Source organism: Candidatus Zixiibacteriota bacterium (assembly GCA_040753495.1).
In the GTDB taxonomy this organism is placed as follows: domain Bacteria; phylum Zixibacteria; class MSB-5A5; order GN15; family PGXB01; genus DYGG01.
In genome coordinates, this window is the sequence record JBFMEF010000126.1 from 1 (window position 1) to 25,869 (window position 25,869).

The window sequence follows — 25,869 nt, forward strand, 5'->3', positions numbered from 1 at the left end:
CGCCAAAGATCTGGCCGACCTTTCTGTGGAAGAAATCAAGAATGTCCTCTGGGCGTATCGGGAAAGATCCCTGGACCTTCAAAAAGATAGAAGATTTAAGTACATATTGATATTCAAGAATCATGGCGAAGCGGCCGGCGCCTCACTGGAGCACAGTCACAGCCAACTGATAGCCACGCCGATTATCCCCAAGCGGGTCGCGGAAGAAATCGCGGGAGCGGAGAAATATTTCGAATTCAAAGAGCGCTGCATATTCTGCGACATTATCCGACAGGAAATGACCGACAAAGACCGGATTGTCAATGATTATGGCGATTTCATGACTTTTGAGCCGTTCGCGTCGCGTTTTCCCTTTGAGACCTGGCTTCTCCCCAAGCAGCATATGGCGCACTGGACCGATTTGGCGCCGGATGTCTATATCTATCTGGCAGAGGCGCTCAAAGACACGCTCAATCGGATACGCATTGCCCTCAATAATCCGGCCTTCAATTTCATTATGCATACCGCCCCGATTGGTAATGAGTATGATGAAGTTTATCACTGGCATATCGAGATAATTCCTAAGTTGACGAAGGTGGCCGGGTTTGAATGGGGCTCGGGATTTTATATTAATCCGACCCGTCCTGAAGACGCGGCGGCTTTTATGAAAGGTATTGATACCGCTCAGGCAGAAAAGCTCTTCGGTATACCGTTGGCCGGTTGAGTGTCATGGATAGACTACGCATTGCCTTTATAACCCCCGAAGCGGTCCCTTTTGCTAAGACCGGAGGTCTGGCCGATATCTCCGGGGTATTGCCGTCGATTCTCACAAACATGGGTCAGGAGGTGCGCGTCCTGATTCCTCTTTACCGGCAGGTCAGGGAGCAGTTTGGTCAGAAGCTGGAAAAACTGAGCGAATTCGAAATCAAGGTCGGCGACAACGGTTGCCGCGGGGGGCTTCATATTCTTAATCAGAAGAGGAAAGGGGCGGAATTTCTTTTCATTGAGCAGGAAGATTTTTATGACCGGGATGGTCTTTACGGCGACCCTACTGACGGGCAAGATTATCCGGACAATGCCGAGCGTTTCATATTTTTCTGCCGGGCTGCAATTAAGAGTCTGGAAAAAAATGACTGGCAGCCTGATATTATCCATCTCAACGACTGGCAGACCGCCCTGGTGGCTCCTTATATTAAAATTGACCAGCCGGAGCAATCACCACTCCGGAAATCCCGGATAATATTCACAATCCACAATCTGGCTTATCAGGGGCAGTTTGACGCCAAGGAATTCGCCAAACTGGGACTTCCCGAATCATACTTTGCTGCCGCGGGACCATTCGAATACTGGGGCAAGATCAATTTCATGAAAGCGGCGATAATCTTCGCTGATTATATCACAACCGTTTCACCTACATATGCCCGCGAAATAATCAGCAGTAATGAATTCGGCATGGGTTTGGAAGGGGTTCTTGCCGGGAAAAGTGACCGCCTCAGTGGCATCCTGAACGGCGTTGACTACTCCGTTTGGTCGCCCCGAGCCGACAGGCTCATTCCTTTTCGTTATTTTCCCGCCAATCTCTCCGGCAAGAAAAAGAATAAACTGGAACTGGTCAGAAGAGCCGGATTGCCCATCCGTATGGATAGCCCATTGTTCGGTATGATTTCCCGTCTGGATAACCAGAAAGGGCTCGACCTTATCATCGAAATCTTTGACCAAATGATGTCGCTGGACCTTCAATTTATACTGCTTGGCACGGGTGACGTCAAATATATGCAGTTTTTCAGGCAGAAGCAGCAGGAGTATCCCGACAAATTCAAAGCCTACCTGGAATTTGATAATCAGATGGCTCACTTGATTGAAGCCGGCGCCGATATCTTTTTGATGCCGTCTCGATATGAGCCAAGCGGCCTGAATCAGATGTACAGCCTCAAATATGGCACGGTTCCGCTGGTTCGGAAGACAGGGGGGCTAGCCGATTCAGTAGATGATTTTGACCCGGACAAGAAAACCGGGACCGGTCTGGTATTTGAGAAGTATGCTCCCGATGAGCTTCTGGCAACAATTTCGCGGGGAGTTCAACTCTTTGCTCGCAAAAAGTTTTGGTATAAACTGATGAAAGCCGGGATGGCTCAGGATTTCTCCTGGGAGAAGGCGGCTGTCAGATATCTGGAGTTGTATCGACTATTAGTTGAGGAAAACAGGGGCGAAAGGGCCGGAAAGGGCGTATAATTATAGAAACCGGGACAGTTGTCTAAAAAAGTTGACAAAGCCAATTTGGCATATATATTAATAGCAATTAATGCGGGAATAGCTCAGTTGGTAGAGCGCCACCTTGCCAAGGTGGCTGTCGCGGGTTCGAGCCCCGTTTCCCGCTTTTAATTTTGGCGGCTTAGCCAAGCGGTAAGGCGGAGGTCTGCAAAACCTCTATTCTCCGGTTCGATTCCGGAAGCCGCCTATTTTTTTGCTTGAAAATCTTCCGATATTTTATAAATTACCCTATCTTTAGGGTAGCGCTGTGATTTCAAAATCTGGAACGGTTTATAAATTCATAGCAGTCTGGGCTTGCCTCGCGATTGGCAGTTCTGTCCATTCTGATTCAAACAACGCTCCCGTCGGCATGACAATTTACAGTAATGGCAGAGGAGGGGTGGATGTATTCTGGTTTTATCCTGGCCTTCACACTATTTCTCTTGGAAATCTCAGCCATACGCCAACCAAAATTGGAGTGCCAAGCATGACGGAAGAAGCATCCATATTAACGAAATGGAGAACTAACCCTCCCGTATATATTGATTCAATCAAGACAATAATATCAGGAATAGACAGTTTATCAGGATTCCCAGGGGACCACCGCACGCCTCTGAATGCCAGATTACTGTCACCAATCTTGTCTGATACGGTTCTGCTATGGAAAGGCTCTGTTTCAGTCGATTCCTCCAATATTTTTACTTGGGTGGAAGTTGCTACTTCGGTTGGTTTGGCGCATGCGACCGGGAGTGAAATCCTCTCAGCTTTTGATTGGTCGGAACCGTGCCTTACTGCTCCTCAAATTGGACGATTAGTAAACTTGAATATATTAGATCAGAGTTATATTTTGTGGAACGGAGATGATTATCGGATTCTGGAATGCTATGAAGAATACAGCGCCGGGCTGAAACTGCTTGACTGGACGGATAACTCCGACAATCATAAACCGGGCGGAAACTCGCCGCCCATGTTTGAAGTCCGTTACTCGGATGACACCGTCGGTTTTATCAATAATTCCTCCCTCGCCGGAGTCTGCGATGCTGATTCCCTTCACTTAAGTACAAGCGTTCCCCATCATTCTTACCTGGCGGTGCTGGCCATAGACAGCGCCGGTGGCAGGCTTTCGGACTTACTTAGATATGATTCAAGTAAACTGGCGCCAATAAGTATTTCGCCGTCGATATTCGACAAAATCTTTATCCCGGATGAAATAAATTCCTACACAATCGCGGTTGAAAGCAGAGCCATTGTTGATATTGAAGTCGAAATCTATTCATCGTCCCCGGATGTTACAGTATCTCCGAATAGATTATGGTTGCCGGCCGGAGGGACCGGAAACTTAACTGCCGAGTTTAATGCCGCCGCCGTCAATGATACGATGTTCGCTTCCTATATAATCATCGGGACAGATTCAAGTTACTATCCCTTGATATATTTTATGAGGTTCCTTCAGGATAAACCTCTTGACGCCGGGGACCGGGAGCCGTTGATACCGCAGAGATTCCAAGTAGGACAACCTTATCCAAATCCGTTTAATTCTGTACTTTCTATTCCGGTTTCTACCTCGAGCAGAAAGAACCTGACTGTCAGTCTGTACAATTTACTCGGACAGGAGCTTTTAAGAAGGAATCTTGTCGTTACCGGCTCTCAAAAAGTGATATTGGACCTGGAAGAAAGCGTCGAGAAACCGCTCTCCAGCGCGGTTTATTTCCTCAAAATCTCCGATGATACCCAAAGCCAATTGCGGCGGGTTATTTTTCTCAAGTAACTGACAGAGATTTATTAAATCTACCAATTGGTAGACTTTATCTGGCCCTCGATTTAGTCAATTTTTCACTTTACAGTTCCATAAAAAGTACTATATTCCTGCTGATTGGAATTTGACATCGTATCAATTTTGGAGGTGCGTAGATATGGCGATGTTTATAACAGATGAATGCACGGCCTGCGGATTGTGCCTGCCGGAATGTCCCACAACTTCCATCACGGAAGGGGACATCTATGTAATTAATGCCGAGACCTGCAATGAATGCGAGGACCAGGATGGGGGTCCCCATTGCGTGGCCGTCTGCCCGGTGGAATGCATTATCAAGGCTGAATGATAAACGTTCATGCTTTTCTGCGCCGCTTTGATTGAAGCGGCGTTTTTTTTGGAATGCAGCTATGCCGTATCAGTATAGCGATTCTCATACCAGCGCCGATATCGGGCTGGTTTCCAGCGGTTCATCACCAACAGAAATGCTGATTGATGCCGCTCTGGGGCTGACCGCTCTTATGGTTGAACCGGATGACCTTCGGGGTGACCGCAGCTTTGAAATCGATATCGCCGGTGATGACCCGGAGAGCCTTTTTTACCGCTGGCTGTCGGAAATAATTTTTCTAAAAGATGCCGAGAATTTTCTTCTTAAGAATTGCGCCATTAAATGCGAGGATACTCCTACATGGAAAGTCACGGGAAGACTCTATGGCGACAATATTGACCCATCCCGACAACGGCTAAAAATCGATATAAAAGCGGTAACACTATACAAACTGTCAGTCGCGCGAATTGGCGATATTTGGCGCGGCGAGGTGGTATTAGACCTATGAAAAAAGAAAAGTTTCTTCAGATTTCAAATCATATCTGGGAGATTCCGCCGGACTACAAACCGGGGATGAGGGTGCCGGCGAGGATATTATCTTCCCCGGCTTTGATTGACAGTGTCGATGAGAAAGTTATCGACCAGATAACAAATGTCGCCTGTCTTCCGGGGATTAAACGGTACGCTTACTGTATGCCGGATGGTCACTCCGGTTACGGTTTCCCCATTGGCGGTGTTGCCGCTTTCTCTCTTTCAGATGGAATAATTTCTCCCGGGGGAATCGGCTTTGATATTAACTGCGGGATGCGGCTTCTTCGGACAAATCTGAGCTTTGAGGACATAAAGGACAAAAGGGAAGAATTGCTCAACAAACTCTTCGCCACCATTCCCTCAGGGGTGGGCGCCAGCGGATTTCTCAATCTGAGCCGTCCCGATTTTTTCAAAGTCATGGAGCAGGGGGTGGAATGGTGTCTGGAGCATGGATATGCTACTCCCACGGATATTGAGCATATTGAGAACCGGGGAAAACTGGAGCAGGCCGATCACAAGGCGGTCTCGGAGAAAGCCATCTCCCGCGGGATTAACCAGATGGGCACTCTTGGCTCCGGCAATCATTACCTCGAAATCGAGATTGCCGCCCGGGCAAATATCTATGACAAAGAACTGGCGGAAGTTTTCGGGATTGATAGAGACAATCAGGTTCTGATTGCGATTCACTGCGGTTCACGAGGTTTTGGGCACCAGATCGCCACAGATTACCTGGAAGTGTTTGACAAATGCGCCAAAAAGTACGGGCTTACTGTCCGGGACAGAGAGCTGATGTCGGCGCCGGTCGATTCGGAGGAAGGGCAGAGGTATTTCCGGGCGATGGCTTGTGCCGCCAACGCCGCTTTTGTCAACAGACAGCTTATTGTCTCCGGGGTGCGACAAGCTTTTCGCGCCATCTTCGAAATCTCTGACGAAGCGCTGGGGATTGAGACTATTTACGACGTAGCCCACAACATCGCCAAGATTGAAGAATATGAGATTGATGGAAAGCGGGAAAAACTGCTGGTTCATCGGAAAGGGGCGACCCGTTCTTTTGGGCCGGGACGCTCCGAAGTCCCCGCCAAATACCGTTCGGTTGGTCAGCCGGTAATCGTCGGAGGCTCAATGGAAACAGGCTCAGCCCTCCTCTGCGGCACCACTAAAGCCGATTCGGAATCATTTGGTTCAACCTTGCACGGCGCCGGACGGACAATGTCGCGCATGCAAGCAAAGAGAACCGTCAGGGGAGAGGCAGTCAAGCAGAAGATGCAGGCAAGCGGTGTGATGGTCAAGACCGGATATCTACCAGGTCTGGCAGAAGAGGCCGGTTTCGCCTATAAAAATATAGATGACGTAGTCGCCGCGGTCGATGCCATCGGTATCTCGAAAAAAGTGGCGCGTCTTTTTCCCGTTTTAAATATCAAAGGCTGAAACAGAATTTTAGAATCTTCGCCGATTTTTGAGCCATAGACCAATTCAGTCTATGGCTCGTTTTTGTAACAGGCAAAAAAAAGAGGGCGCTACTCTGGTTGGGTAGAGGGGGCTAGGAAACTACCCAGGGACAGCAGAGAGTCACCCTCGTAACTTACGTATATTGAACCAAATCGGCGGTTCTTTGTCAAGATTTATTTTAATTTTTGTTTTAACTGCCGCGAATGCTGCCCTGGTTATTCTGATTACCGAGCGAGCGAACACCTCACGACTCGTATCCTGTTTCTGGTGTTTTGCTGTAATTCTATGTGGGATAAATTATTATCGCGTGTCCGAAATTCGCTATTTCTCACTAATACCGGACAATCTTAACAGGCACGCTTAGCCGCAGGGGTGGTTCTGTGGAATATGTTACGGCAAAATTGCTGTAATAAGTTCCCTTCGGAAGCCCATTTCTAACATTTATAATAAGCGGATTATTTTCATTAGGCGGAACTGTGCCGGAATTTTTGTCGAGTGTGAATAGCTCGTCTGGTTCCTGTTCGATGATAAAATCAACCGGCATATTGGAGCGATTAACCAGGGCGATTTCGCGCCTCTCCTGGTCTTTCAAGAATGTCAGATATTTTGGCTCAATGGTGTGCAGTTTATGAAAATATTCGATATTGGCCGAATACTCAAATTCAATTATGGGACTTAAAGAATCGCTGGTCTCCACAACTACGTTTTTCACATTCTTCCCATAAAAATCACGGGTGTTATAAGTAATTTTGAGACTGGTATTTTCTCCCGGTAGGATGAGCGTATCCAGCACATGGGCTGAGGTGCAATCGCAGTTCGAGATTATCTTTTGGAGACGAAGGTTATCGGCGCCTACATTCCCAATCTTAAAAAAATGGATTAGCTTGAAATCGGCCGGAACGGAGCCGAAATCCCAGAAATTATTTTCTACCTGTACCCTCCCACCCGATTCTGCAAAGAGGGGAGCGGCCGTCAGGCATATTGAAATAAAAAATATTGCCGCAATTAGCATTAGATTCATCGGTCTTACTCTCCCGTAGAGACAGCCTTCGCGGCAGCGCCCGACCTGCTCAGGAATCCCTGCTCCATCATCCAGGAATCATTAAAACATTTGCTGAGATATCTCATGCCGGAATCAGGAACCATAACCACTACGACTTCATCAGCCCCGAGGTTCTTGGCGACCTTTCGGGCTGCCCAGATTGCCGCGCCGGAGGAACCGCCGGCCGAAATACCTTCGTTCTTTGCCAATTCGCGCGCCGTCTCAAACGCATCTATATCCTTTACCGCTATCACTTCATCGACCAGGTCCGGATACAAAGCTTCAGTTACAGTATCCGAACCAATTCCTTCAACCTTATACGCTTCAGGCTTGCTCATCGTTCGCTTTCTAATCCATTCGGAGAAAATCGAACCGACCGGATCCACGGCAATGGCACGAATATCTTTGTTTTTCTCTTTCAAGAACTTAGCCGTTCCGGAAAATGTCCCGCCGGTGCCAATACCAGCCACAAAATGGGTTATGCGACCATTGGTGGCGTTCCAGATTTCCGGACCGGTGGTCAGGTAATGGGCTTGCACATTATCCTGGTTATGGTATTGATTCATATGGAAATATCCATGTTCCTTCGCCAGGTTGATTGCCATCATGTAGCACCCACGGGGGTCATCATGATCGGCATCGGCCGGAGTGACAATTACCTCGGCTCCAAATGACCTTATCAGGTCAATCTTCTCTTTGCTGGTCTTGTCCGGCACCGTCAGAATTGACTTCAGTCCGAGCACGGCGGCGGTCATTGCCACCGCCACGCCGGTATTTCCTGAAGTGTTGTCAATAACCGTATCGCCTTTCTTGAGACGACCCTCATCCATCGCTTTGCGGAGTATAAAAGATGCCATACGGTCTTTTACTGACCCACCGGGATTGGTGAATTCCAGTTTCGCCAGAAGCAGTGGTCCGCCTTCACGACAACCATTGCTAATTTTTACCAGTGGGGTGTTTCCAATGACTTCTAAAATATCTGTGTAGTATTGCATATTCGTCCTTTGTTTGTTTGCGGTATTCTACAAGGTGCCTCTTATAAATTCAACGATTTTGTCAAAGAATTTCCGATGCCTTTATTTTAACTTGACAATTCCAAATGAGAGAGCCTTTATTGCCCAAAATGGAGGTTAAATCAAAATGAAATGCGGAAGAACTGCAATCATATTTATAACGCTATCTTTTCTTCTTGGCGGCTGTAGCAAAGACAAGGAAAAAGTGGCAGAGATAGAAAAAGAGGTTCTCGAAGCCGAGTCGCAGGTGACTGTCCCCGACAGCATAAGGGGGAAAGATACCGTCAGCGGCGGGCAGCCAGGAACAGCGGCAGAATATGCCAAGACGCCAAATATGATACCCTCCGAGAGCGGCGCCGAGCCGATACCGAAACCGATGCCGAATCCAGAAATACCGGCCGGGGGACCTTATACGATTCAGGTTGCCGCCGCCACCGATATGGCTTACGCCAATGCGCTTGCCGAGAAGTACCGTCAGAGAGGATATGAGGCATACGTTACCGCCGTCATCATTGACGGCATAAATTACTTTCGGGTGCGCATCGGCGGTTATGAGTCCTCCGCCAGGGCCGGTGAAGTCGGACGGGAACTTCAGGATAAATACTCCGTCAATTACTGGATTACCCGTAATGACCAATGAAGAGTTACACCGAATATCTGGTCTTTAATACATCGCGCAGACGGGAATATCTGAATATCACCGATAAAGTCGCCTCGGCGCTGAAGAAGAGCGGGATATCCGAAGGGATGGCGCTGGTTTCCGCTATGCATATAACCGCCGGAGTATACGTAAACGATGCCGAAAGCGGGTTGATTGCCGATATCGATGAATGGCTGGAGAAGATTGCCCCCAGCGGTCGGGATTATCGGCATCATCGCACCGGCGAAGACAACGGGGATGCTCATCTTAAAAATCTTCTGGTTGGTCATCAAGTGCTGCTGCCGGTGACGGAAGGACGTCTCGACCTGGGGCCATGGCAACAGGTCTACTATGCCGAATTTGACGGTCAGAGAAAGAAACGGGTAATAATCAAGATAATCGGCGAATAGAATTCGCCCTGGCTCAATTCTCTTTCTTCAGATATCTATCAAAGAAATCGACCATTTTTCTATATAAAACCAGACTGTTTGCGACCTTGCTGACTCCATGCCCTTCATCGGGAAATATGAGGGAATCGACGACTCCGCCGTTTTCGGCAACCGCTTTCAATATCTGGCGCGCCTCACCCACCGGGACGCGAGGGTCGTTTTCGCCGTGGACCACCAGGAGCGGCGTCTTGATAAGATGCGCTTTATGAATCGGCGAAATCGACTCCAGAAAAGCGGTGTCCTCCATCGGTCCGTACTCCGCTTCACGGAGATGCCGGCGATAATCCTTGGTGTTTGTCAGAAAAGTCCGGAAATTGGCGATACCAACTTCGTCAACGGCGGCGCCGAACAGGTCAGGATATTCTGTAATCGCCGCCAGGACTACATATCCGCCATAGCTTCCGCCCTTAATGCCTATCAGACCTTTCGTAGAATAATTATTCGAAATGAGGAAGTCCGCCGCCGCTTTAATATCTTTAATCGAATTTAAGCGCTTCTTGTAATTATCCAAATTCAGGTAATCTTTGCCGTATCCTGATGAGCCCCGAATATTAGGCGCAAGAATACCGTAGCCGTTAAGCAGCAGATACTGAAAATTCCTCTGGAAATAAGGGCGGAATTGGCTCTCCGGTCCTCCATGGGCATGAATGATAAAAGGAATCGGCTTTCCTTCAAAATCAGGGGGGAGGTACAGAAACGCCGGCACTTCCAGACCGTCAAAGGACTTGTATTTAATCAATTGTGGCTCCACGAATAGAGACGGGTCAATTCCGGCATAGATGGAATGGGTCATCTTCCGCAGCTCGCCGCTGCCGCAATCCCAGCGCCAGATATCCTGGGTCTTGACGGCGCTGGTGTAGGCAAAATATAGCCTCGCCTCATCGGTGATGAAGGTGGAGCTCACCACGCCATAGATAGGAGGCGAGGGCAACAGACGGTTGCGGTTAAAATCCCAGATTCTCACTTCCGATAATCCCTCTTTATTAACCAGCCATACCATCAGGGAGTGGTCGGGAGAGAACGAAAGACCGTCAATCGTCCAGCGCTCATCCGGGTCGAGAAATTCTAACTTTTTGGTGGCGACTTCCAGACGGGCGCGCTTTGGAATTCCTTCGGAGTTGCCGTTTGAAAGCAGGTAGATGAATTTATTTCCGGGCATTATTGTCGGCTCGTCAAAAATGATATCGCCCTCATGCGGTGTCATCAGTTCCGCTTTTCCGGAATTTAAGTCCAGCAGAAGCAGGTCGGTGTTATAGTTGGAATGGAACCGAATTACCGCCAGGTATCGCCCATCGGGAGAAATGTCGTAAATATAATTGGAGCCGTTCTCATCGAAAATCTTGCGGCTTTGCGCGGTCGCCAGATCATAAGAGTAAAGTTTGAAGTCTTTCCTGCTTTCTTCGTTAGAGCGGAAATAGAAACCGCGATCGTCGGGCATCCAGATTACGGAGCCATGCTGAACATCCTTCTGGTCGGTCAACTTTTTCAGTTTTCCCTCGTGAGTATCCAGAAGATAGAGCTGCGATTGCTCGGAGCCTCCCGCCGATGCCCCGATTATTGCCAGACGACCATTATTGGAAACGCTATACCAGTCGATACCGTCGTTGAGCAGAGTCAACTGATAGGGCCAACCGTCATTGGTCAAACGGTACAGCTGCGGGGCGCCGCTCATGGAACTTCTAAAAAGCAGTTCGCCAGTAGAGCGATTGATAAAAGGGGAGCTGACGCTACCAATCTTGACAAAGGTTTCAATCCGCGGAATATAAGGACGCGGGAAGAAATTCTGCGGTTCTGCTTCCTCTGCGACAGATAAGCCGAAACTTAAGAACAAAACTGCGGCAAACGCTGCAAATGACTTCATTTTTACCTCAGGAATATAAAGGGTCTTAGATTTCACTCAATTGCTCTTTTCATACTATTATAAGAAATCAGTACCATAATGGAAAGAAAATCAAGAAAAAAGCGGGGTGCATATGCCCCCGCCTGGGATTTTGCGCCTGGTCTATGGTCGCTAAATATGAATTTTCTGGGAGGTCAGAAAGTCTTCCTCACAAAGCGTTGACTGCAAGTCTTCCTCGCAGACTACCCGTCGATAGAATTCGCATTCGAGGCAGGAACGCCGGCGATTGCGGCCGGCGATGCGATTGACGGCATGGCAGGAATTGACAACTGCCCAGCAACTTCTTCCGGCGCCGATACCGCCATTTACCCCGTCTTTTTTCATCTCTCGCGGCACGGGGCATTCCCCGTGTATCTTTGCCAGGATTCCTCCCGGCTCCAGCCCGCAGTTGCGAAACTCCCAGCAGTTCAGCTTATAGGACATCCCTACCTGTCTTCCTCTTTAATCAGTCTCATGACAGGCTCATAACGGCTGGACGTTTTAAATTCCGCCAGTTCGGACGGGGATGCCACTGTTTTGTATTCGGCATAAATCTTTCTGATATTTTTGATATCATCAAGAGCCAGGTAGTTAAGCATCATGTTCTGAAACAGATAGGGGTCACTCTGGTTGAGTTTATAAGCATTCTTGAAATATTTGTCCGCCTGTTTGTTGTTGCCCAGACGGAAATGCGCCATGCCTCCTCCAAGCAGCGCCGGATAGAACTGGTTGTCAATCTTGAGGGCTTCCTCATAGTCTATGAGAGCCGGACGATAGTCGCCGTTGTCCAGTCTCGCTCCGCCGCGGCCCACCAGGGCGATTTTGTCTTTCGGCTGGTATGCCAGTGCCGAGGTAAAGGCGTTAATTGCTTTGACATTATTTTTGGCGACCCGATAGATTTCGCCCAGCCTTATATAATCATCGGCAGCCGCTTCGGAATTGCCGTTCTTGCCATAGGCTTCCGCCCGCTTGGCATAAGCCTCTTTCAGATTCGGGGATATTTCGAGCGCCTTGGAATACTCGGCGATTGCCTTGGCATAGTTCTTCTCGGCGAAAGCGGTATTTCCCTTGCTCATATGGCTGTCGGCGGTACCGGTCTCGGCAGCTCGAGATTGCGGAGTAAGATTTGCCGTAACCGTGACAATCTGGTCTGAATCGATATCGACCACTGTGGAGTACTCGGCATATCCCTGCCGCTCGACTTTAACGCGGTGACGTCCGACCGGAATACGACCGTAAATCACATTACCGGAGCCCAAAATTTTGTCATCGACTGAAAGCCGCGCATCGGTGACATTAGCCGCCAGCTTGATGCTGCCATAGGAAGGCTGGTTCTTATTGCTGGCGCTGGATGTCGCCTGCTGCGTCGCCCGGGTAGGGGGCTGTGAAGCGCTGTTTTGCTGTTGAGCGCTGCGGGCGGTCGTTTCGGTGCGAGATGAGGATGCAACCTGACGACCCTCGCTGAAGCCGAACGTCATGAGCGTGGTCTGCCCGCCGGTGACTGTGGCGTTCCCTTTGCCGGTGTAGCGGTCGCCCAGTTCGTAAACGATTTCATAAGTCCCAGTTGGGACCAGGTCAAACCGGAAAAATCCCTGGGCGTTGGTCGTGGTGGTCTTATTGAGGCTTGGTATAGAAATCCGCGCCTTCTCCAGCACCGGTTGGCGATTTTCATCCAACAGCATGCCGACAATTTCACCTTCCCCGGATATGGTCGGATTTATCAGCTGCAGCCCGACAATAACAAGTACGACAGCCAAAATCCCCGTGAAAATGCCAATCGCCATATTACGGCTTATCTTCTTTTCTCTGAGAATATAGGTTTTCTCGTTAACGGTCAACTCGTCCCCGTTATGCAGATAGGGGTTCCCCACAATCTGAATGAAATTCTTGCGATAAAACGCCACTCCGCGCACCTTGTGTGTTTTCAGAACGGCGCCGTTTTGAGCCGGGTCGTCAATCGCCTTTATGCCACCTTCGTTGGATTTCTGCCTGTCGCTCAATTCATCAATATTCTTGCGAAGTTTTTCGGAAAGTTCCCCTCTTTCGGAGGTTGGTTTCGCCTGTTTTCCCGCCGGAACATGCGGTCCGTACAGGTTACGATTGACAGCTTCCAACTCTTCTTGCGACAGTTTTTTGAAATCTTTCTTTTCCTTATCTTTCGACTGCTCTGCGGTCTCAGCCGGTTTCTTTGACTCGTCAGTGGCTGCAACTACAGGGGGAATAGGGGGAGCCGATTCGCCAATCAGGTCGTTTTCGCCTTTGAATGGGGCGGTGGCGGCACCTGGGGTAACCGCTTCATCATCCAACAGACTGGCTGTTGACTTAATTTCAAACTCTTCTTCATCAGATTTGTGGTCTTTTTTCCGGTCAAGCCCGATCAACTCCGGCGCTGAAGTATGGCCTGATTCGGTTACAACGAAGTCAACTTCGCTTTCCGTAGCGACGTTATCCTGTCGCTGGGTATTGGCGTTCTCGTCGGTAAGGGAATAGCCGCAATCTTTGCAGAATTGCGCTCCATCAAACATATTTTGCGCCTTGCAGTTTGGACATATTTTCAAGGTTCACTCCAGGGCTAAATGAGAAATCATTTAATCTAATTATCGACCTTGTCCGTCTGTACTTTAGATTAAGCAGAGGCTGGCGTGGCTCAAAGGAGAGCGGCAGGATTTTTTGCAAAATGGGCTTGACAGCCGGAATTCTTTGAGGTATAATCGCTTATTGTGGTTTTAAATAGCTTTTTGAGGAGGAAATTGATTTATGTACAGGCGCCGTAATCGCTTGTTGTTCTTTGCCTTATCCGCCCTGATTCTGGCTATCATCAGTGGCTGCGCGCAGCCCGATGATATTATTGCTCCGGCGTCATCGACCGACATTTTCCTGACACCCTCCCGTCTGCCAACTCCCCCCCCAGGGATGATTTATGAACTCTGGGCGGTAGACGAGGATGACAACAGTGTCTCTCTGGGAAAGTTTAACTGGGACAGCCGCCTGTATCGGTTCTCAGACACTGCCGGTAATCGGATTGACTCGGTCTGGACCACTGATTTTGATATTCTCAATTATAAATATCTCTGTGTTTCGATAGAGCGTTTCCCTGACCCTCAGCCTGATTCCATGGGCCCTGTGATGCTGAAAGACCTGGTGGTGGAGCCGAGACTGCGCCCGATGAAGCTGGTCTTTCCCATTGACCTCTGGCTGCTTCAGGCCGGGTATTTCATTCAAACGCCTACTGATGGCAATCCCAACAGCAATGAAGCCAGCGGCCTTTGGTTCGGATTTTACAATTACGATTCAGTTTTCATCAATGATACGACTAACGCGGCGCTCACTCTTGGCGCCGGCGTTCGTTTGTCCTTCAACATTGATACCACCTGGGACAACTCCAATCCGCCGCAGATTATCAGTATTGACACTGTAAATCTCGATTCCCTGCAGGAGATACGCAATTTCATCTGGCTGACCAATGAACGGCTTGACACCAACAACAGTTATACCCTGCCGTATCCCTTCTATCTCGATACTTTTGTCCAAATTACTTTGAAATACGACTCGATTCTGTACCCCGTGAATCTCACTACTGATACCATCACATATACTGATACCATCACCCACATAAATAACAGCAACGTGGTGGTCACTGAAATCAAAGTGTTTAAGATGCCGCCTTTGACCTTTTACCCGACCTCTATCGCCTATACGACCAGGGTGCGCGGGTACTTGATTGAGCGGATACTTCCCGATTCGCTGGTATATGACGACATTGTGAATTTGACCGGCACCGGTTGGCATTACAAAGGCTGGGTGATTTCCCCTTACCTGCAACCGCGCGCCAGTTTTGCCTCGATTACCAAACCAAGCTGGCTGGAAGCGCAATCAAGCCAGTATCTGAATCCTATATCCAGCGGGATATTGACGACAGGACCTTTCACTGATTTCAATCGGGCCGACAATAGCAATCCCCACTCATCGAGCACCAAGGTGCCAGATATACCCGGGGAGGATTTCCTTAATAATCTTCCCGCCGGTGTCACCCGCATAGTCTTGGCGGACAGCGTTGCTTCTACGGTAAGAACCGGCACCGTGTTTATATCTTTGGAACCGGACAATTATGATTCCACCACGAATTTTCCGCTGATTCTGCTCTCTTCTGAAGGATTGATGCCGAGTTATTCGCAGATTTCCAGTCGGATAGCGCATACGCAGCATAACCGAATGACCAACTGGTATCGGATGGTGGAAAACGACCCTATAGGATTTCCCTCCATCAAGGCGATTCTGGTGCGGAAATAGAGTTTGCTGATTTTGGGAGCCGGCACCGCTCGTGCCGGCTTTTTTTTTCGCTGGAATTTATTATATTGAAGACCGCATCGGTGAAATTAAAATCGGACGCACAGCAAATAACAGGCAACTATATTTTCTAAACTCCGTAACAATATGGAGAATTATATGGATAATCAGAACCCCTCACTGCCTGATCAATCCTTGTCGGAGAAACCGAATCCGATACAGCGGCTGATTATGTTGTTCAGCGCCCCGGGCTCTCTGTTTCCGAAACTTACGGGCCGGACCGACTGGATTATCGCTCTTCTGTTGATTGCCATTCTGGGCGGCCTCTTTGGACCCGGCGGATATATGGTCAGCCCCATTGTCGCCAAAGATTCCTACCCGAGGGTCATGGCCAATTTGGAGAAATGGAAAGACCAGATGCCGGCCGCGCAGTGGGAAGAAGTCAAGAGTCAGGTTGACAAGAGCTTTCGCGACGCCCAGGAAAATCGTTTCAAATGGTACTACCCGTTAATCTATATTGGTTGGCCGCTTGTCATATCGGTGATAGTCGGTCTGCTGGGACTGATTGCCGGGAATTTTCTTTTTGGCGGAAAGGCAAATTTCTGGATAATCTTGAATGTGGTTGTTTATTCTGCCGTAATTGGAGCGCTTGGAGATACTGCTCGGGGTCTATTGATGTTATCGAAAAACTCGATGTATGTATATACCGGACTGGGCTTGTTGAAGCCGTTTGATGACGGCTCTTTCCTCCATTATTTCCTGAGGCAGATTGACCTCTTCACGGTCTGGCGAATCATCGTAACCTGTATCGGTTTGGGCGCGGTCTATCTTATGAAACCGAAGAAATTCGCTTACGTATTATTTCCGGTATGGATAGTTTTCATTTTGCTGGTGGCTTTCGTAAACCTGTTAGCCGGCGGCTCAATTACTTATTAAAGTGGTATAAAGAATCAGATAGGAGATGGAATGATGATATTCAAACGAATCTTATTTCTTGCGACACTTTTTCTCTTTATGATGGCGCCCGAATTTTCTGAGGCGCGAGTTTTGTCCCTGGATGATTGTATAACGGAAGCGCTGAAGAATCATCCCGATGTAGTTCGCGCCCGTGGTCAGGTTAAAAGAGCCGATGGCGTCCTGTGGCAGTCATTCGGGGCTTTTCTTCCCAATATCTCGGCCGGCGGTTCTGTCACGCAAATCAATTCCGAACCCGGCGTCAGGGTGATTCAAGACCAGTTGTATCAGACCAGCGGTATTACCAAGAATTATGACCTTGGCCTCTCTGCCGGTCTGACCGTTTTTGACGGCGGCCAGAATATATTCAATTACCTCGGTGCCCGCGCCGACAAAAGCTACTACAAATATCTTTCCGAGCAGACCGAGCAGAATTTAATTCTGACCGTAAAGACCACCTATTATTCTTATCTTGCCTCCGAAAGAACCAAGGAAATCAGGGAAGAGGCGGTCAAGCGGGGAGAAGAACAGTTGAAACTGGCGCAGTCGAAGTTTGATGTCGGCTCGGCTTCGAAGTCGGACGTTCTTAAAGCCAAAGTGCAGTACGGAAATGACAAGTTATCGCTCTTAGAAGCCGAGAATGCCGTCTCCATTAATCGCGCTAATCTTGCTTACCTGATTGGAATCGACGTCAACTCCGATATCGAGTTTTCGCGCGAAACGCCCAAACGTGACTATTCCGGCTCTGAAAACGAAGCGTTGAAATTCGGATTGTCCAATCACCCGGGACTCCTGTCAACCGAGAGCAAACTGAGCGCCGCCCGCTATGGAGTGAAATCAATTTGGGGACGCTATGCTCCATCGGTTTCGGTCCGGGTCTCGCGGGGTTGGACTAACGAATACTGGGGGATGGTAAATGACTTCAGTGATGACGATGCCCGCTGGACCATTAGTACTTCGCTGGACTTTACAATCTTCGACAATTTCAGCCGCAAGGCGGCAATGGCGAGCGCCAAGGCATCACTTAACGATGCCCGGGTGGCCTATCATTATCAACGCAATTCGGTTGCCAATGAAATCAAGAAGGCTTATCTCGATATGAACAAAGCATTCGAGGCTCTTAAGCTTGCCGATGAGAATGAATCGGCGGCGACAGAGGATATGGCTTTGGTTCAGGAAAAATACAATCTGGGAGCTGCTACCATTTTGGAGCTTCTCGATGCCCAAGTAAGTTTAATAACGGCCCAAAACAGCAAAATTCAGGCGGAATTCGACCTGAATCTGGCCATCGCCAGGTTGGAAAATGCCATGGGCAAAAGGTGACCAGGCAGCATCAAAGAGGACTTAGTGGAATGAAAACCAAAAAGAAAAAGCTGATAATCTGGCTGTCGGTGGCGGCCGTTCTGATTATCGTGCTGGCGAATCTCTTTAGCGGTGGGGAAGCCAAAACCAAAGTGCAGGCGGAGCCGGTGAGCCGCCAGGATTTGGTCGAGGAAGTCTCCGCTTCCGGGTGGATTCAACCCAAGACCCGCGTCAATATCACTGCCGAAGTTAATGCCAAGGTTATCGGCATTGGGGTTAAAGAAGGGGACCGGGTCAATCGTGGGCAGTTATTGATTCAACTTGACACGGTGCAGCTTCAGAAGGATGTTGAGCAGTTTCGACACTCTCTGGAGGAGATAAACGCCCGTAAAGAAGCCGCCCACGCCAATTATTTGCAGGCGGAAGAAGAATATGAGAGGCAGAAGCAACTCTATGAGCGGAAGTTGACCTCTGAAACCGCTTATAAGAACGCTGAATATGCCTACCTGAATAACAAGTATAATTATGAAGCGATGTCAAGTCAGGCAAAACAGGGTAATGCCCTTTTTGAGAAAGCCGTGGATAATCTTCGCAAGACGGAAATCCGCGCCCCGATGGATGGCGTAGTCACCTTCCTTGATGTCGAGGTGGGCGAGATAGCGCAGGCGCAGACCGCTTTCACGCAGGGAAAGACGCTCATGATTATCTCCAATCTGGACGCCTTTGAGGCGGAAGTGGATGTTGATGAAACCGAGATAACCAAGATACAGAACAAACAGCTGGCGCATATCGAAATCGATGCCTTCCCGGATTCGGTGTTTGAGGGTGAAGTGACCGAAATCGGCAACACCGCCGTGAAGAGCAATATGGGCGCCGACCAGTCAACCAATTTCAAAGTGAAAGTTCTCTTCAAGGGAAGCCAGGAGAATATCAGGCCCGGTATGTCGGCTTCGGTAGACATTCTGACCAATAAACGGGAAAAGGTCTTATCGGTGCCGTACGGCGCTATTGTTATGCGCCCCCCGGACATTCTTGATTCCGCCAAGGTCGAAGCTAAGAGCGAACCGGTAGTTGGTACGGAAGCAGTTTATGCCGCCTCCGATACTCATCTGACGACGACCGACTCCAAGAAGGACGAGAAGGCAAAAGATATTAAAGGAGTATTTGTCCTGCGGGACGGGAAAGCGGTTTTTGTTCCGGTAGAAACCGGAATTGCGGACCAGAAGAATATCGAAATAATCACCGGGTTGAGCGAGACTGACACCGTTATAAGCGGACCTTTTAAGATTCTCAGAAGCATCAAGAACGGCGACCTGGTAGAGCTCGAGAAAAAAGCCACCCCGGGAGAGATCAAGTAATGGCGCTTATTGAAACGAGGAATATCTGGAAGACTTATGAAATGGGTGCGGCAATCGTCCACGCCCTCCAGGATGTGTCGATTAAGATTGAGAAGGGAGATTATGTTGCAATAATGGGTCCTTCCGGTTCGGGCAAATCGACCCTTATGAATCTCATCGGTTGTCTGGATACACCAACACAGGGCGAATACTACTTCAATGGCAAACTGGTGAGCCAGCTTGATGATGACGAACTGGCGGTGATTCGGAACCGGCAGATTGGCTTTGTCTTCCAGACGTTCAATCTGATGCCGCGCGCCACGGCGCTTCATAATGTCGAATTGCCATTAATATACAATGGCACTCCCCGAGAGCAGCGCCTGGAAAAAGCGCGCAGGGCGCTTTCCATAGTGGACCTTGCCGACCGGATGCTGCACAAGCCCAATGAACTTTCCGGCGGTCAGCGCCAGCGGGTGGCGATTGCCCGGGCGTTGGTAAATGAACCATCCCTGTTGTTGGCTGATGAACCGACCGGAAACCTCGACACCAAGACCGGTATGGAGATTATGCAGCTTTTCTCAAGACTCCATCACGCCGGCAATACCATAATAATTGTTACTCACGAACCGGACATCGCGACTTATGCCGACCGGGTGCTTCATATCCGTGACGGCAGAATTGACCGTGACGAAAAGGTCACGGCGGAACAGAAAGTAGCCAACGGCACCAAGCTATGATTGTCTGGGAAATATTTAAGATGGCCCTCAATGCTCTCAGGGCAAATAAACTGAGGACATCTTTGACTCTCCTGGGAGTCGTCATCGGTGTCTCTTCCGTTATCACGATTGTCTCAGCGCTGGAAGGATTATCGCAGTCAATCAAATCGGAACTGGAAAGCCTGGGTCCCTCGACCTTCATAGTTACCCGCTTCGGCATTATCATGAATGAAGATGCCTTCTTTGAAGCCTTGAAGCGGAAACCGCTGGAGTACCGGTATATGGATGAGATTGAAGCCGGCTGCCGCTCCTGCGAAAAAGTGGCGGCGCGGACTTACACAATAGCCGAGGTCAGGCGGGAGCGTCACAGGTTGCGAAATGTTGTAATTGGAGGGGCGACTGCCAATATACTGGAAATTGTCGATATCGAACTGGGACAGGGGCGGCATTTCACTTATGAAGAGGACCGGACCGGAAGCCGCCTGGCATTCATTGGAGCCACCATCGCGGAAGAGTTGTTCCCGGGGACCGACCCGATTGGAAAGTCCATGAAAATCAATAACGTAAAATACGACATAATAGGGATTGCCAAGAAACGGGGCTCCGCCTTCGGCGAAGACCATGACCGTTTCGTTTTTGTGCCGTATCACGCTTTCGTTAAAGACCTGGGGGAACAAGGAAATAATCTGGATATATTTGTCAAGGCGGTTTCTGTGGAGAAGCTTCCGGAAGCGATGGATGAAGCCCGGGTGGTGCTTCGCTCCATACGGCATGTTCCCTACAACAAGGACGATGATTTTGGGATGGTTACCGCTGATGCCGTCATGGCGGCGCTGAATGATGTTACCAAGTATATCCGCTTCGGATTGGTGGCAATATCCTCCATAGCGCTGATTGTTGGCGGCATAATCATAATGAATATTATGATGGTGTCTGTGACCGAGAGAACGCGGGAGATAGGCATTCGCAAATCAATTGGGGCGAAGCAGAAAAATATTCTTCTGCAATTTCTCTTCGAGTCCCTGGTTCTTTCCCTCGCCGGCGGAATCATTGGCATAACCATAGGCGTGGTGCTGGGGGATATTTTGATAAATCTGATAAACATGAATATGACGCCGTCCCTTTTTGCTATCGCCATCGGTCTTGTTATATCGACCGGAACCGGTCTGTTTTTTGGAATCTATCCGGCAATGAAAGCGGCGCGCTTACAGCCGGTCAAGGCGCTGAGTTACGAATGAGAGGGAAGCGATGACCATAGTGGAGATGAAAGAAGGAATTTCGCTGGCGCTGCATTCGCTACTCTCCAACAAATTCCGCTCCTCTCTGACCATCCTGGGCGTATTGATAGGGGTCTGGTCGGTGATTGCCATGTCGTCCCTTATTAAGGGGCTGGATAATGCCGTTCAGGGCTCAATTGATGAACTGGGCAGCAATATTCTCTTTGTCTCCAAGTACCCGCCAGAAGTGGATTACGATGACTTGACTGATGAAGAGCGGAATCGCAAAGGGATAACAATAGAAGAGGCGATGGCGATTGAGCAGAACTGTCCTTCAGTGGCGGCGGTTTCGCCGGAGAACCACTATTGGGCGCCATCAGGAAATGTCATAAAATATAAAGGGCGTAAGGCAAACCGTCCGGCTGTCGTGGGGGTGCTCCCCGAATACACGAAAGTGCGGGTTACTCCGCTCACTGCCGGAAGATTCATTAGCCAGCTGGACAATGAGACCAGAGCGGCTGTCTGCGTGATCGGTTCCGATATTAAGGAAGCGTTATTTCCCGACCAGGACCCGTTGGGGGAGCAGATAAGGGTGAATAATGACCGTTTCACGGTAATAGGTATCTTTGAGAAGAAGGAATCGATGTTCGATGACGGGGAGAATAATAAGGTAGCGATTCCGCTGGAGACACTCATGAAGCATTACCCCTGGGATGAAGAGCTGACCCTTGCCGTCAGCGCCAAATCATTAGATAAGATTGATAAGGCGCGGGAAGAAATCACTGTGGCTTTAAGGAAGCTGCGTAAGGTGCCATATGACAAAGACAATGATTTTGCGATTTTCGGGCAGGAAAACCTGAGGGAAATGGTGGGAAATATCACTAAGTATATCTATATAGCCATGATCGTCATATCATCAGTGGGACTGATGGTAGGTGGGGTTGGCGTTATGAATATCATGCTGGTATCGGTGACCGAGCGCACCCGTGAAATCGGCGTTAGAAAAGCGATTGGCGCCCGCCGCCGCAATATCCTCTGGCAGTTCCTGATTGAGGCTATGACCCTTTCCGGTTCCGGGGGAATCCTGGGCATAATGGCAGGTTTATTGACGGCCCTGCTGATAGGCGCCGCCTCACCACTCCCGTTTGGCGTTTCCCCCCTTTATGTGACTCTCGGCTTCGTAGTTGCGGTCTCAGTCGGACTGGTCGCCGGTATGTATCCCGCATATCGTGCGGCAAGTGTAGACCCAATAGAGTCATTGCGTTACGAGTAACCCAGATTACAGTTGCCATTTTCCCTGCATCGCCATAGATTGTCAGACGTATATTCATATAGGTGAATATGTTAAGTAAATTATATTGTCTTTTCCATTGGTGGACAGTTTTTATCCTCCTCTTCCTGGCATCTGCAGGGGTAACAGCCCAGGCAGTTTTCCCCGACCACAACGCTATCTCCAAGCCCGATATCCAGGTCGATTATGCCCAGTTTCGCTCTGAAACGGAGGGGATGATTCGTCTGGAAATTTATTACCGCATATTTAACAAGAATCTCTTGTTCGTCAAGAAGGACAATAGCTATCAGGCGAATTTTGAAATAAATGTTACAGTCAGCGACAATGATAATCGTCAGGTCACCGCTCAGAGTCGGACCCGCAGCTTTGCAGCCGCTTCTTACGAGAAAACGATTTCCGAGCGAGATTTTCAGGTAAGCCAGATTAATCTGGATTTGCCGTCGGGAAAATACAAAGTGGAGTGCGTTCTCACCGACCAGAATTCGCAGCAATCAAGCCGGAAGAATTTCAAGCTCGACCTGAATAAGTATGACCGGAAAACGCCCCAGATCTCCGGGGTCGAATTTGTCTCTCTGGTTGACACCGTTTTTCATGACTCACTTTTTCTCAAAGGGGACAAAACCATGATTCCGGCCGTCGGTCGTGATTTCGGCGGCGATTCCGCGGCGGCGGTCTTATATTACCAGGAATTATACCAGGGAACCGATGAAAGGGAAGATGTTTTCATCGAAACCCAGGTTCTGGATTACAAACTGAATACCGTTTACCGTGACACTTTGACCTCGCGGTTCGATAGCGATATTATCAGGCAGATACGGAAAATTACTCTCTCTGGATTGAAGGCGGGGCAATATTCTCTGGACATAGTCCTCAGAGGACGGCGGGGGCGGATTATAGACAATGTCAGAGAATCCTTCAATCTGCACTGGTCGCCGGACGCCCTGGTCCGTCACGACTTTGATAAGGCGGTTACCCAGTTGAAATATATCGCCAGTGACGCGGAAATGAAGGCGTTTAAAAATGCCCCGAATTCGGAAGAAAAACTCAAACTCTGGAACGAGTTCTGGTATTCCCGCGACCCTACCCCGGGAACCAGAGAGAACGAAATCAAGCGGGAATATTATCGAAAGATCGAATTTGCCAACCGGTATTTCTCCATCATGAGAAAGGAGGGCTGGCTTACCGACCGGGGCAGAATCTATATCACTTACGGCGAACCCGACCAGATTGAAGATTTTCCCTTCGAACTGGACCGGAAAGCCTATCAGATCTGGCACTATTTCCAGACCGACCGTGTCAGGCGATTTCTCTTTGTGGACGATTGGGGCGACGGTGATTATCGCCTGCAGTATCCATATGATGGTATATATCGTTAGTTCAGGGAGGACTTTTTATAAATGAAACGATTTTCCATTTTACTGATTGTGCTGTCCTGCGCCTGCGTGGCGGCGCCTCTTTGGGGGCAGTCTGCCGAAGGCGGCCGGTTATCGATTCAGGCTGGAATATACCTGTTTGGCTCTCCGGAAACCGGACCGGAGATTTATATTGAGTTCCCCTTTTCTGCCGGCAGAAATCAGTTCACCTTCCTGCCGTACGACAGCGGTTCCTCAGACCTGCGCGCGGCGGTTTTTGCGGAAGTAGTGATTACCGATACGCTCGGAACCGCGGTCGATTCGGTCAGCACCTATTTCTATTCCCGAGCTCTCGATTCCGTTGATGCCGGAAGGGAAAACATCAGACTCTTTAACAAATTGAGCATGATGCTGCCGGCCGGGGTTTACAGGGGAAAACTATCTGTAATTGATGTCTCCAGCAAGAGGGAAGGCGCTTTCCTCTATGACCGCATCGAGATTCCCTCGGTTATCTATGACCGCCTGTCTTTGAGCAGTCTGGAGCTGGCGTCACGCATCGAAACGGTTGATGATTCTGTCGGAAGATACAACAACCGCCTGGTCAAAAACGGCTATGAGATTATTCCCAATCCGATGGGAATCTACTCTGAAGACGATAGCGTTATTTTTGTCTATGCGGAGCTGTACAACCTCGCCTATGATACACTGTCCGAGCAGACCTTTAAAATTTCTTATCGGGCCTTTCGCTCTGACGGTTCCTTGATGCAGGATTTTGGAGAAATCATTAAAGAAAAACCGGGGGCAACCTCAGTAATCGCCAATGCCCTGAGCATCGAAAACTGGCCTGCCGGTCGTTATCTTTTAAGCCTGACGGCTACTGACCCATCCACTAACGGGGTGGCTACGGCTTACAGCCGCTTCATGATTTTTCCCCAAAGCGGCGTTTTGCCGGAAGCTGTCAAGTACACCATGAAATCCCCACTGGACACGGCTTCACTGGAGATGAAATCCAATCTGGTGCGGTATCTCTTCTCGGCCCAGGAACTGGCGGTTTTTAATGGCCTTAATGACTCCGGGAAGGTGCGTTATATCAATCAGTATTTCAAGGATAAGGACCCCACGCCCGGCACGGAACAGAACGAGTATCTTGACGATGCCCTGCGGAGATTTAATTACGCCAATCAGAATTTCTCTCTGCGACCGGAAGGGTTGGATGGATGGCGAACCGACCGGGGCAGGGTTCTAATGCAGTACGGACAGTGGGACGATCGCGAGGAAATAGTAGCGCCGGCGTATAGCCATCCCTGGGAAAGATGGTACTATCATTCCATTCGAGGCGGGGCGCTTTTTATCTTTGAGGATGCCACCGGTTATGGCGATTACAAGTTGGTGCATTCGACCGCGCCGGGAGAACTCTTCGACAGCGATTGGGACGCCAAAATTAAAGAGCAGAATCTGGAAATCTATTAATTCCGTCTGTAATATTATCGAAATAAAAAAACCCGGATTCTATTGAATCCGGGTTTTTGGCAATTTAGGGGAGACTCTTAATGCCCCTGTCCGGCTGTCTTTCCGGGGGGAGTAGTCGATGTCTGCGGGGCTCCCGGAATCCGGATAGTCCGTTTGACCGGAACCGTGAATCGAGTCTTAGCATTATCATTAAGTTCGATTGTAATCGATTTCTCGAATTCCTTCGGGATATATTCTTTCTGTAGCGCAAATTTCCCTTTGGCTGTCTCGCCCGCTTTAATCTTCTTAGGCAAGGTTACCTTGAACATATTCGCCGGCATATCAATTAAGGCAAGCTCCAGGTCAAGGTCGGAGACATTCTGAATAGTAAAATCCATTGAGCTGCGCTCTTTTTCTCCAAACTGAGAGATATCGAACTTATACGGCTTAATGATTATCGGATAGGTAGAATCGGGATTGGTCACAACGTCGCATAATATCTGAACGCTCTTGAGTTCCGGACCCTCATTGGTGCTGATGGTCGGTCTCTTCGACTGACGTTTGGTATAATGTCCCGTGGAAAATATTATCTCAAGTTGTGTGCTGTCACCGACAGCAAGCTCCTGTTTCGAAAGCGGAGCCTGTGTGCAT

23 protein-coding genes and 2 tRNA genes are annotated in these 25,869 nt (G+C 49.1%); 19 read left to right on the top strand and 6 right to left on the bottom strand.

Features of this window, described 5'->3' with window-relative positions:
- The 8 genes from AB1690_08150 to AB1690_08185 all read left to right on the top strand — a co-directional run.
- The coding region (locus AB1690_08150) for a DUF4931 domain-containing protein (GenBank protein ID MEW6015280.1) at positions 1–703 on the top strand (703 nt) is incomplete at its 5' end.
- Positions 704–708: 5 nt separating this feature from the next.
- On the top strand, positions 709–2,211 hold the full coding sequence (gene glgA, locus AB1690_08155) for a glycogen synthase GlgA (GenBank protein MEW6015281.1): 1,503 nt from the start codon (positions 709–711) through the stop codon (positions 2,209–2,211).
- 72 nt (positions 2,212–2,283) lie between these two features.
- Positions 2,284–2,356, top strand: a tRNA-Gly gene (locus AB1690_08160).
- A gap of 9 nt (positions 2,357–2,365) precedes the next feature.
- Positions 2,366–2,437, top strand: a tRNA-Cys gene (locus AB1690_08165).
- Between the two features lie 639 nt (positions 2,438–3,076).
- On the top strand, positions 3,077–3,997 hold the full coding sequence (locus AB1690_08170; protein ID MEW6015282.1) for a T9SS type A sorting domain-containing protein: 921 nt from the start codon (positions 3,077–3,079) through the stop codon (positions 3,995–3,997).
- A 145-nt stretch (positions 3,998–4,142) separates the two neighbouring features.
- On the top strand, positions 4,143–4,331 hold the full coding sequence (locus AB1690_08175) for a 4Fe-4S binding protein (protein MEW6015283.1): 189 nt from the start codon (positions 4,143–4,145) through the stop codon (positions 4,329–4,331).
- Between the two features lie 61 nt (positions 4,332–4,392).
- The gene (locus AB1690_08180; GenBank protein MEW6015284.1) at positions 4,393–4,818 is read left to right on the top strand and encodes an archease; all 426 of its coding nucleotides are present in this window, start codon (positions 4,393–4,395) and stop codon (positions 4,816–4,818) included.
- Complete coding sequence (locus tag AB1690_08185) at positions 4,815–6,269, top strand: RtcB family protein (protein MEW6015285.1); 1,455 nt, start codon at positions 4,815–4,817, stop codon at positions 6,267–6,269. The genes AB1690_08180 and AB1690_08185 overlap by 4 nt, the downstream gene beginning before the upstream one ends.
- Before the next feature lie 352 nt (positions 6,270–6,621).
- Here the strand turns inward: AB1690_08185 and AB1690_08190 are convergent, their stop codons facing one another.
- A complete protein-coding gene (locus AB1690_08190; protein ID MEW6015286.1) occupies positions 6,622–7,311 on the bottom strand; it encodes a DUF1573 domain-containing protein in 690 nt (229 codons plus the stop codon).
- 5 nt (positions 7,312–7,316) lie between these two features.
- Positions 7,317–8,327 carry a cysteine synthase family protein gene (locus AB1690_08195; GenBank protein MEW6015287.1) on the bottom strand — a complete coding sequence of 337 codons (1,011 nt, stop codon included), beginning with the start codon at positions 8,325–8,327 and terminating at the stop codon, positions 7,317–7,319.
- A 145-nt stretch (positions 8,328–8,472) separates the two neighbouring features.
- Between AB1690_08195 and AB1690_08200 the strand changes: the two genes are divergently transcribed.
- Entirely contained in the window at positions 8,473–8,985 is a 513-nt protein-coding gene (locus AB1690_08200; GenBank protein ID MEW6015288.1) for an SPOR domain-containing protein, read from the top strand.
- Positions 8,982–9,395 (top strand): secondary thiamine-phosphate synthase enzyme YjbQ, encoded by a 414-nt coding sequence (locus AB1690_08205; protein ID MEW6015289.1) that lies wholly within the window; start codon positions 8,982–8,984, stop codon positions 9,393–9,395. Before AB1690_08200 ends, AB1690_08205 begins: the two co-directional genes overlap by 4 nt.
- Positions 9,396–9,408: 13 nt before the next feature.
- Here the strand turns inward: AB1690_08205 and AB1690_08210 are convergent, their stop codons facing one another.
- The 3 genes from AB1690_08210 to AB1690_08220 form a co-directional block, all read right to left on the bottom strand.
- Positions 9,409–11,295, bottom strand: coding sequence for a S9 family peptidase (locus tag AB1690_08210; protein MEW6015290.1), 1,887 nt, complete (start codon positions 11,293–11,295; stop codon positions 9,409–9,411).
- 150 nt (positions 11,296–11,445) lie between these two features.
- The gene (locus AB1690_08215; GenBank protein MEW6015291.1) at positions 11,446–11,757 is read right to left on the bottom strand and encodes a two-CW domain-containing protein; all 312 of its coding nucleotides are present in this window, start codon (positions 11,755–11,757) and stop codon (positions 11,446–11,448) included.
- 2 nt (positions 11,758–11,759) lie between these two features.
- Positions 11,760–13,838 carry a tetratricopeptide repeat protein gene (locus AB1690_08220; protein MEW6015292.1) on the bottom strand — a complete coding sequence of 693 codons (2,079 nt, stop codon included), beginning with the start codon at positions 13,836–13,838 and terminating at the stop codon, positions 11,760–11,762.
- Positions 13,839–14,070: 232 nt separating this feature from the next.
- Between AB1690_08220 and AB1690_08225 the strand changes: the two genes are divergently transcribed.
- The 9 genes from AB1690_08225 to AB1690_08265 all read left to right on the top strand — a co-directional run bounded on the left by AB1690_08225 (position 14,071) and on the right by AB1690_08265 (position 25,239).
- On the top strand, positions 14,071–15,603 hold the full coding sequence (locus tag AB1690_08225) for an anti-sigma factor (GenBank protein ID MEW6015293.1): 1,533 nt from the start codon (positions 14,071–14,073) through the stop codon (positions 15,601–15,603).
- Positions 15,604–15,759: 156 nt separating this feature from the next.
- Entirely contained in the window at positions 15,760–16,536 is a 777-nt protein-coding gene (locus tag AB1690_08230) for a YIP1 family protein (protein MEW6015294.1), read from the top strand.
- Positions 16,537–16,566: 30 nt separating this feature from the next.
- Positions 16,567–17,877: a TolC family protein gene (locus AB1690_08235; GenBank protein ID MEW6015295.1), complete on the top strand. Its 1,311-nt coding sequence runs from the start codon at positions 16,567–16,569 to the stop codon at positions 17,875–17,877.
- A gap of 29 nt (positions 17,878–17,906) precedes the next feature.
- Positions 17,907–19,214: an efflux RND transporter periplasmic adaptor subunit gene (locus AB1690_08240; protein MEW6015296.1), complete on the top strand. Its 1,308-nt coding sequence runs from the start codon at positions 17,907–17,909 to the stop codon at positions 19,212–19,214.
- The gene (locus AB1690_08245) at positions 19,214–19,930 is read left to right on the top strand and encodes an ABC transporter ATP-binding protein (GenBank protein MEW6015297.1); all 717 of its coding nucleotides are present in this window, start codon (positions 19,214–19,216) and stop codon (positions 19,928–19,930) included. Before AB1690_08240 ends, AB1690_08245 begins: the two co-directional genes overlap by 1 nt.
- Positions 19,927–21,147, top strand: a complete 1,221-nt coding sequence (locus AB1690_08250; GenBank protein ID MEW6015298.1) for an ABC transporter permease — start codon at positions 19,927–19,929, stop codon at positions 21,145–21,147. The genes AB1690_08245 and AB1690_08250 overlap by 4 nt, the downstream gene beginning before the upstream one ends.
- A gap of 10 nt (positions 21,148–21,157) precedes the next feature.
- A complete protein-coding gene (locus tag AB1690_08255) occupies positions 21,158–22,399 on the top strand; it encodes an ABC transporter permease (GenBank protein ID MEW6015299.1) in 1,242 nt (413 codons plus the stop codon).
- 68 nt (positions 22,400–22,467) lie between these two features.
- On the top strand, positions 22,468–23,793 hold the full coding sequence (locus AB1690_08260; protein ID MEW6015300.1) for a GWxTD domain-containing protein: 1,326 nt from the start codon (positions 22,468–22,470) through the stop codon (positions 23,791–23,793).
- A 21-nt stretch (positions 23,794–23,814) separates the two neighbouring features.
- On the top strand, positions 23,815–25,239 hold the full coding sequence (locus AB1690_08265) for a GWxTD domain-containing protein (GenBank protein MEW6015301.1): 1,425 nt from the start codon (positions 23,815–23,817) through the stop codon (positions 25,237–25,239).
- A gap of 77 nt (positions 25,240–25,316) precedes the next feature.
- Here AB1690_08265 and AB1690_08270 read toward each other — a convergent pair.
- Positions 25,317–25,869: hypothetical protein (locus AB1690_08270; protein MEW6015302.1), on the bottom strand; the 553-nt coding region annotated here is incomplete at its 5' end.

Coding starts and splice junctions, on each gene's coding strand:
- AB1690_08175 (MEW6015283.1), top strand. CDS start 4,143: ATGGCGATGTTTATAACAGATGAATGCACGGCCTGCGGATTGTGCCTG.
- AB1690_08215 (MEW6015291.1), bottom strand. CDS start 11,757: ATGTCCTATAAGCTGAACTGCTGGGAGTTTCGCAACTGCGGGCTGGAG.
- AB1690_08255 (MEW6015299.1), top strand. CDS start 21,158: ATGACCATAGTGGAGATGAAAGAAGGAATTTCGCTGGCGCTGCATTCG.
- AB1690_08260 (MEW6015300.1), top strand. CDS start 22,468: ATGTTAAGTAAATTATATTGTCTTTTCCATTGGTGGACAGTTTTTATC.
- AB1690_08240 (MEW6015296.1), top strand. CDS start 17,907: ATGAAAACCAAAAAGAAAAAGCTGATAATCTGGCTGTCGGTGGCGGCC.
- AB1690_08225 (MEW6015293.1), top strand. CDS start 14,071: ATGTACAGGCGCCGTAATCGCTTGTTGTTCTTTGCCTTATCCGCCCTG.
- AB1690_08245 (MEW6015297.1), top strand. CDS start 19,214: ATGGCGCTTATTGAAACGAGGAATATCTGGAAGACTTATGAAATGGGT.
- glgA (MEW6015281.1), top strand. CDS start 709: ATGGATAGACTACGCATTGCCTTTATAACCCCCGAAGCGGTCCCTTTT.
- AB1690_08235 (MEW6015295.1), top strand. CDS start 16,567: ATGATGATATTCAAACGAATCTTATTTCTTGCGACACTTTTTCTCTTT.
- AB1690_08200 (MEW6015288.1), top strand. CDS start 8,473: ATGAAATGCGGAAGAACTGCAATCATATTTATAACGCTATCTTTTCTT.
- AB1690_08205 (MEW6015289.1), top strand. CDS start 8,982: ATGAAGAGTTACACCGAATATCTGGTCTTTAATACATCGCGCAGACGG.
- AB1690_08185 (MEW6015285.1), top strand. CDS start 4,815: ATGAAAAAAGAAAAGTTTCTTCAGATTTCAAATCATATCTGGGAGATT.
- AB1690_08190 (MEW6015286.1), bottom strand. CDS start 7,311: ATGAATCTAATGCTAATTGCGGCAATATTTTTTATTTCAATATGCCTG.
- AB1690_08195 (MEW6015287.1), bottom strand. CDS start 8,327: ATGCAATACTACACAGATATTTTAGAAGTCATTGGAAACACCCCACTG.
- AB1690_08230 (MEW6015294.1), top strand. CDS start 15,760: ATGGATAATCAGAACCCCTCACTGCCTGATCAATCCTTGTCGGAGAAA.
- AB1690_08180 (MEW6015284.1), top strand. CDS start 4,393: ATGCCGTATCAGTATAGCGATTCTCATACCAGCGCCGATATCGGGCTG.
- AB1690_08210 (MEW6015290.1), bottom strand. CDS start 11,295: ATGAAGTCATTTGCAGCGTTTGCCGCAGTTTTGTTCTTAAGTTTCGGC.
- AB1690_08220 (MEW6015292.1), bottom strand. CDS start 13,838: ATGTTTGATGGAGCGCAATTCTGCAAAGATTGCGGCTATTCCCTTACC.
- AB1690_08265 (MEW6015301.1), top strand. CDS start 23,815: ATGAAACGATTTTCCATTTTACTGATTGTGCTGTCCTGCGCCTGCGTG.
- AB1690_08250 (MEW6015298.1), top strand. CDS start 19,927: ATGATTGTCTGGGAAATATTTAAGATGGCCCTCAATGCTCTCAGGGCA.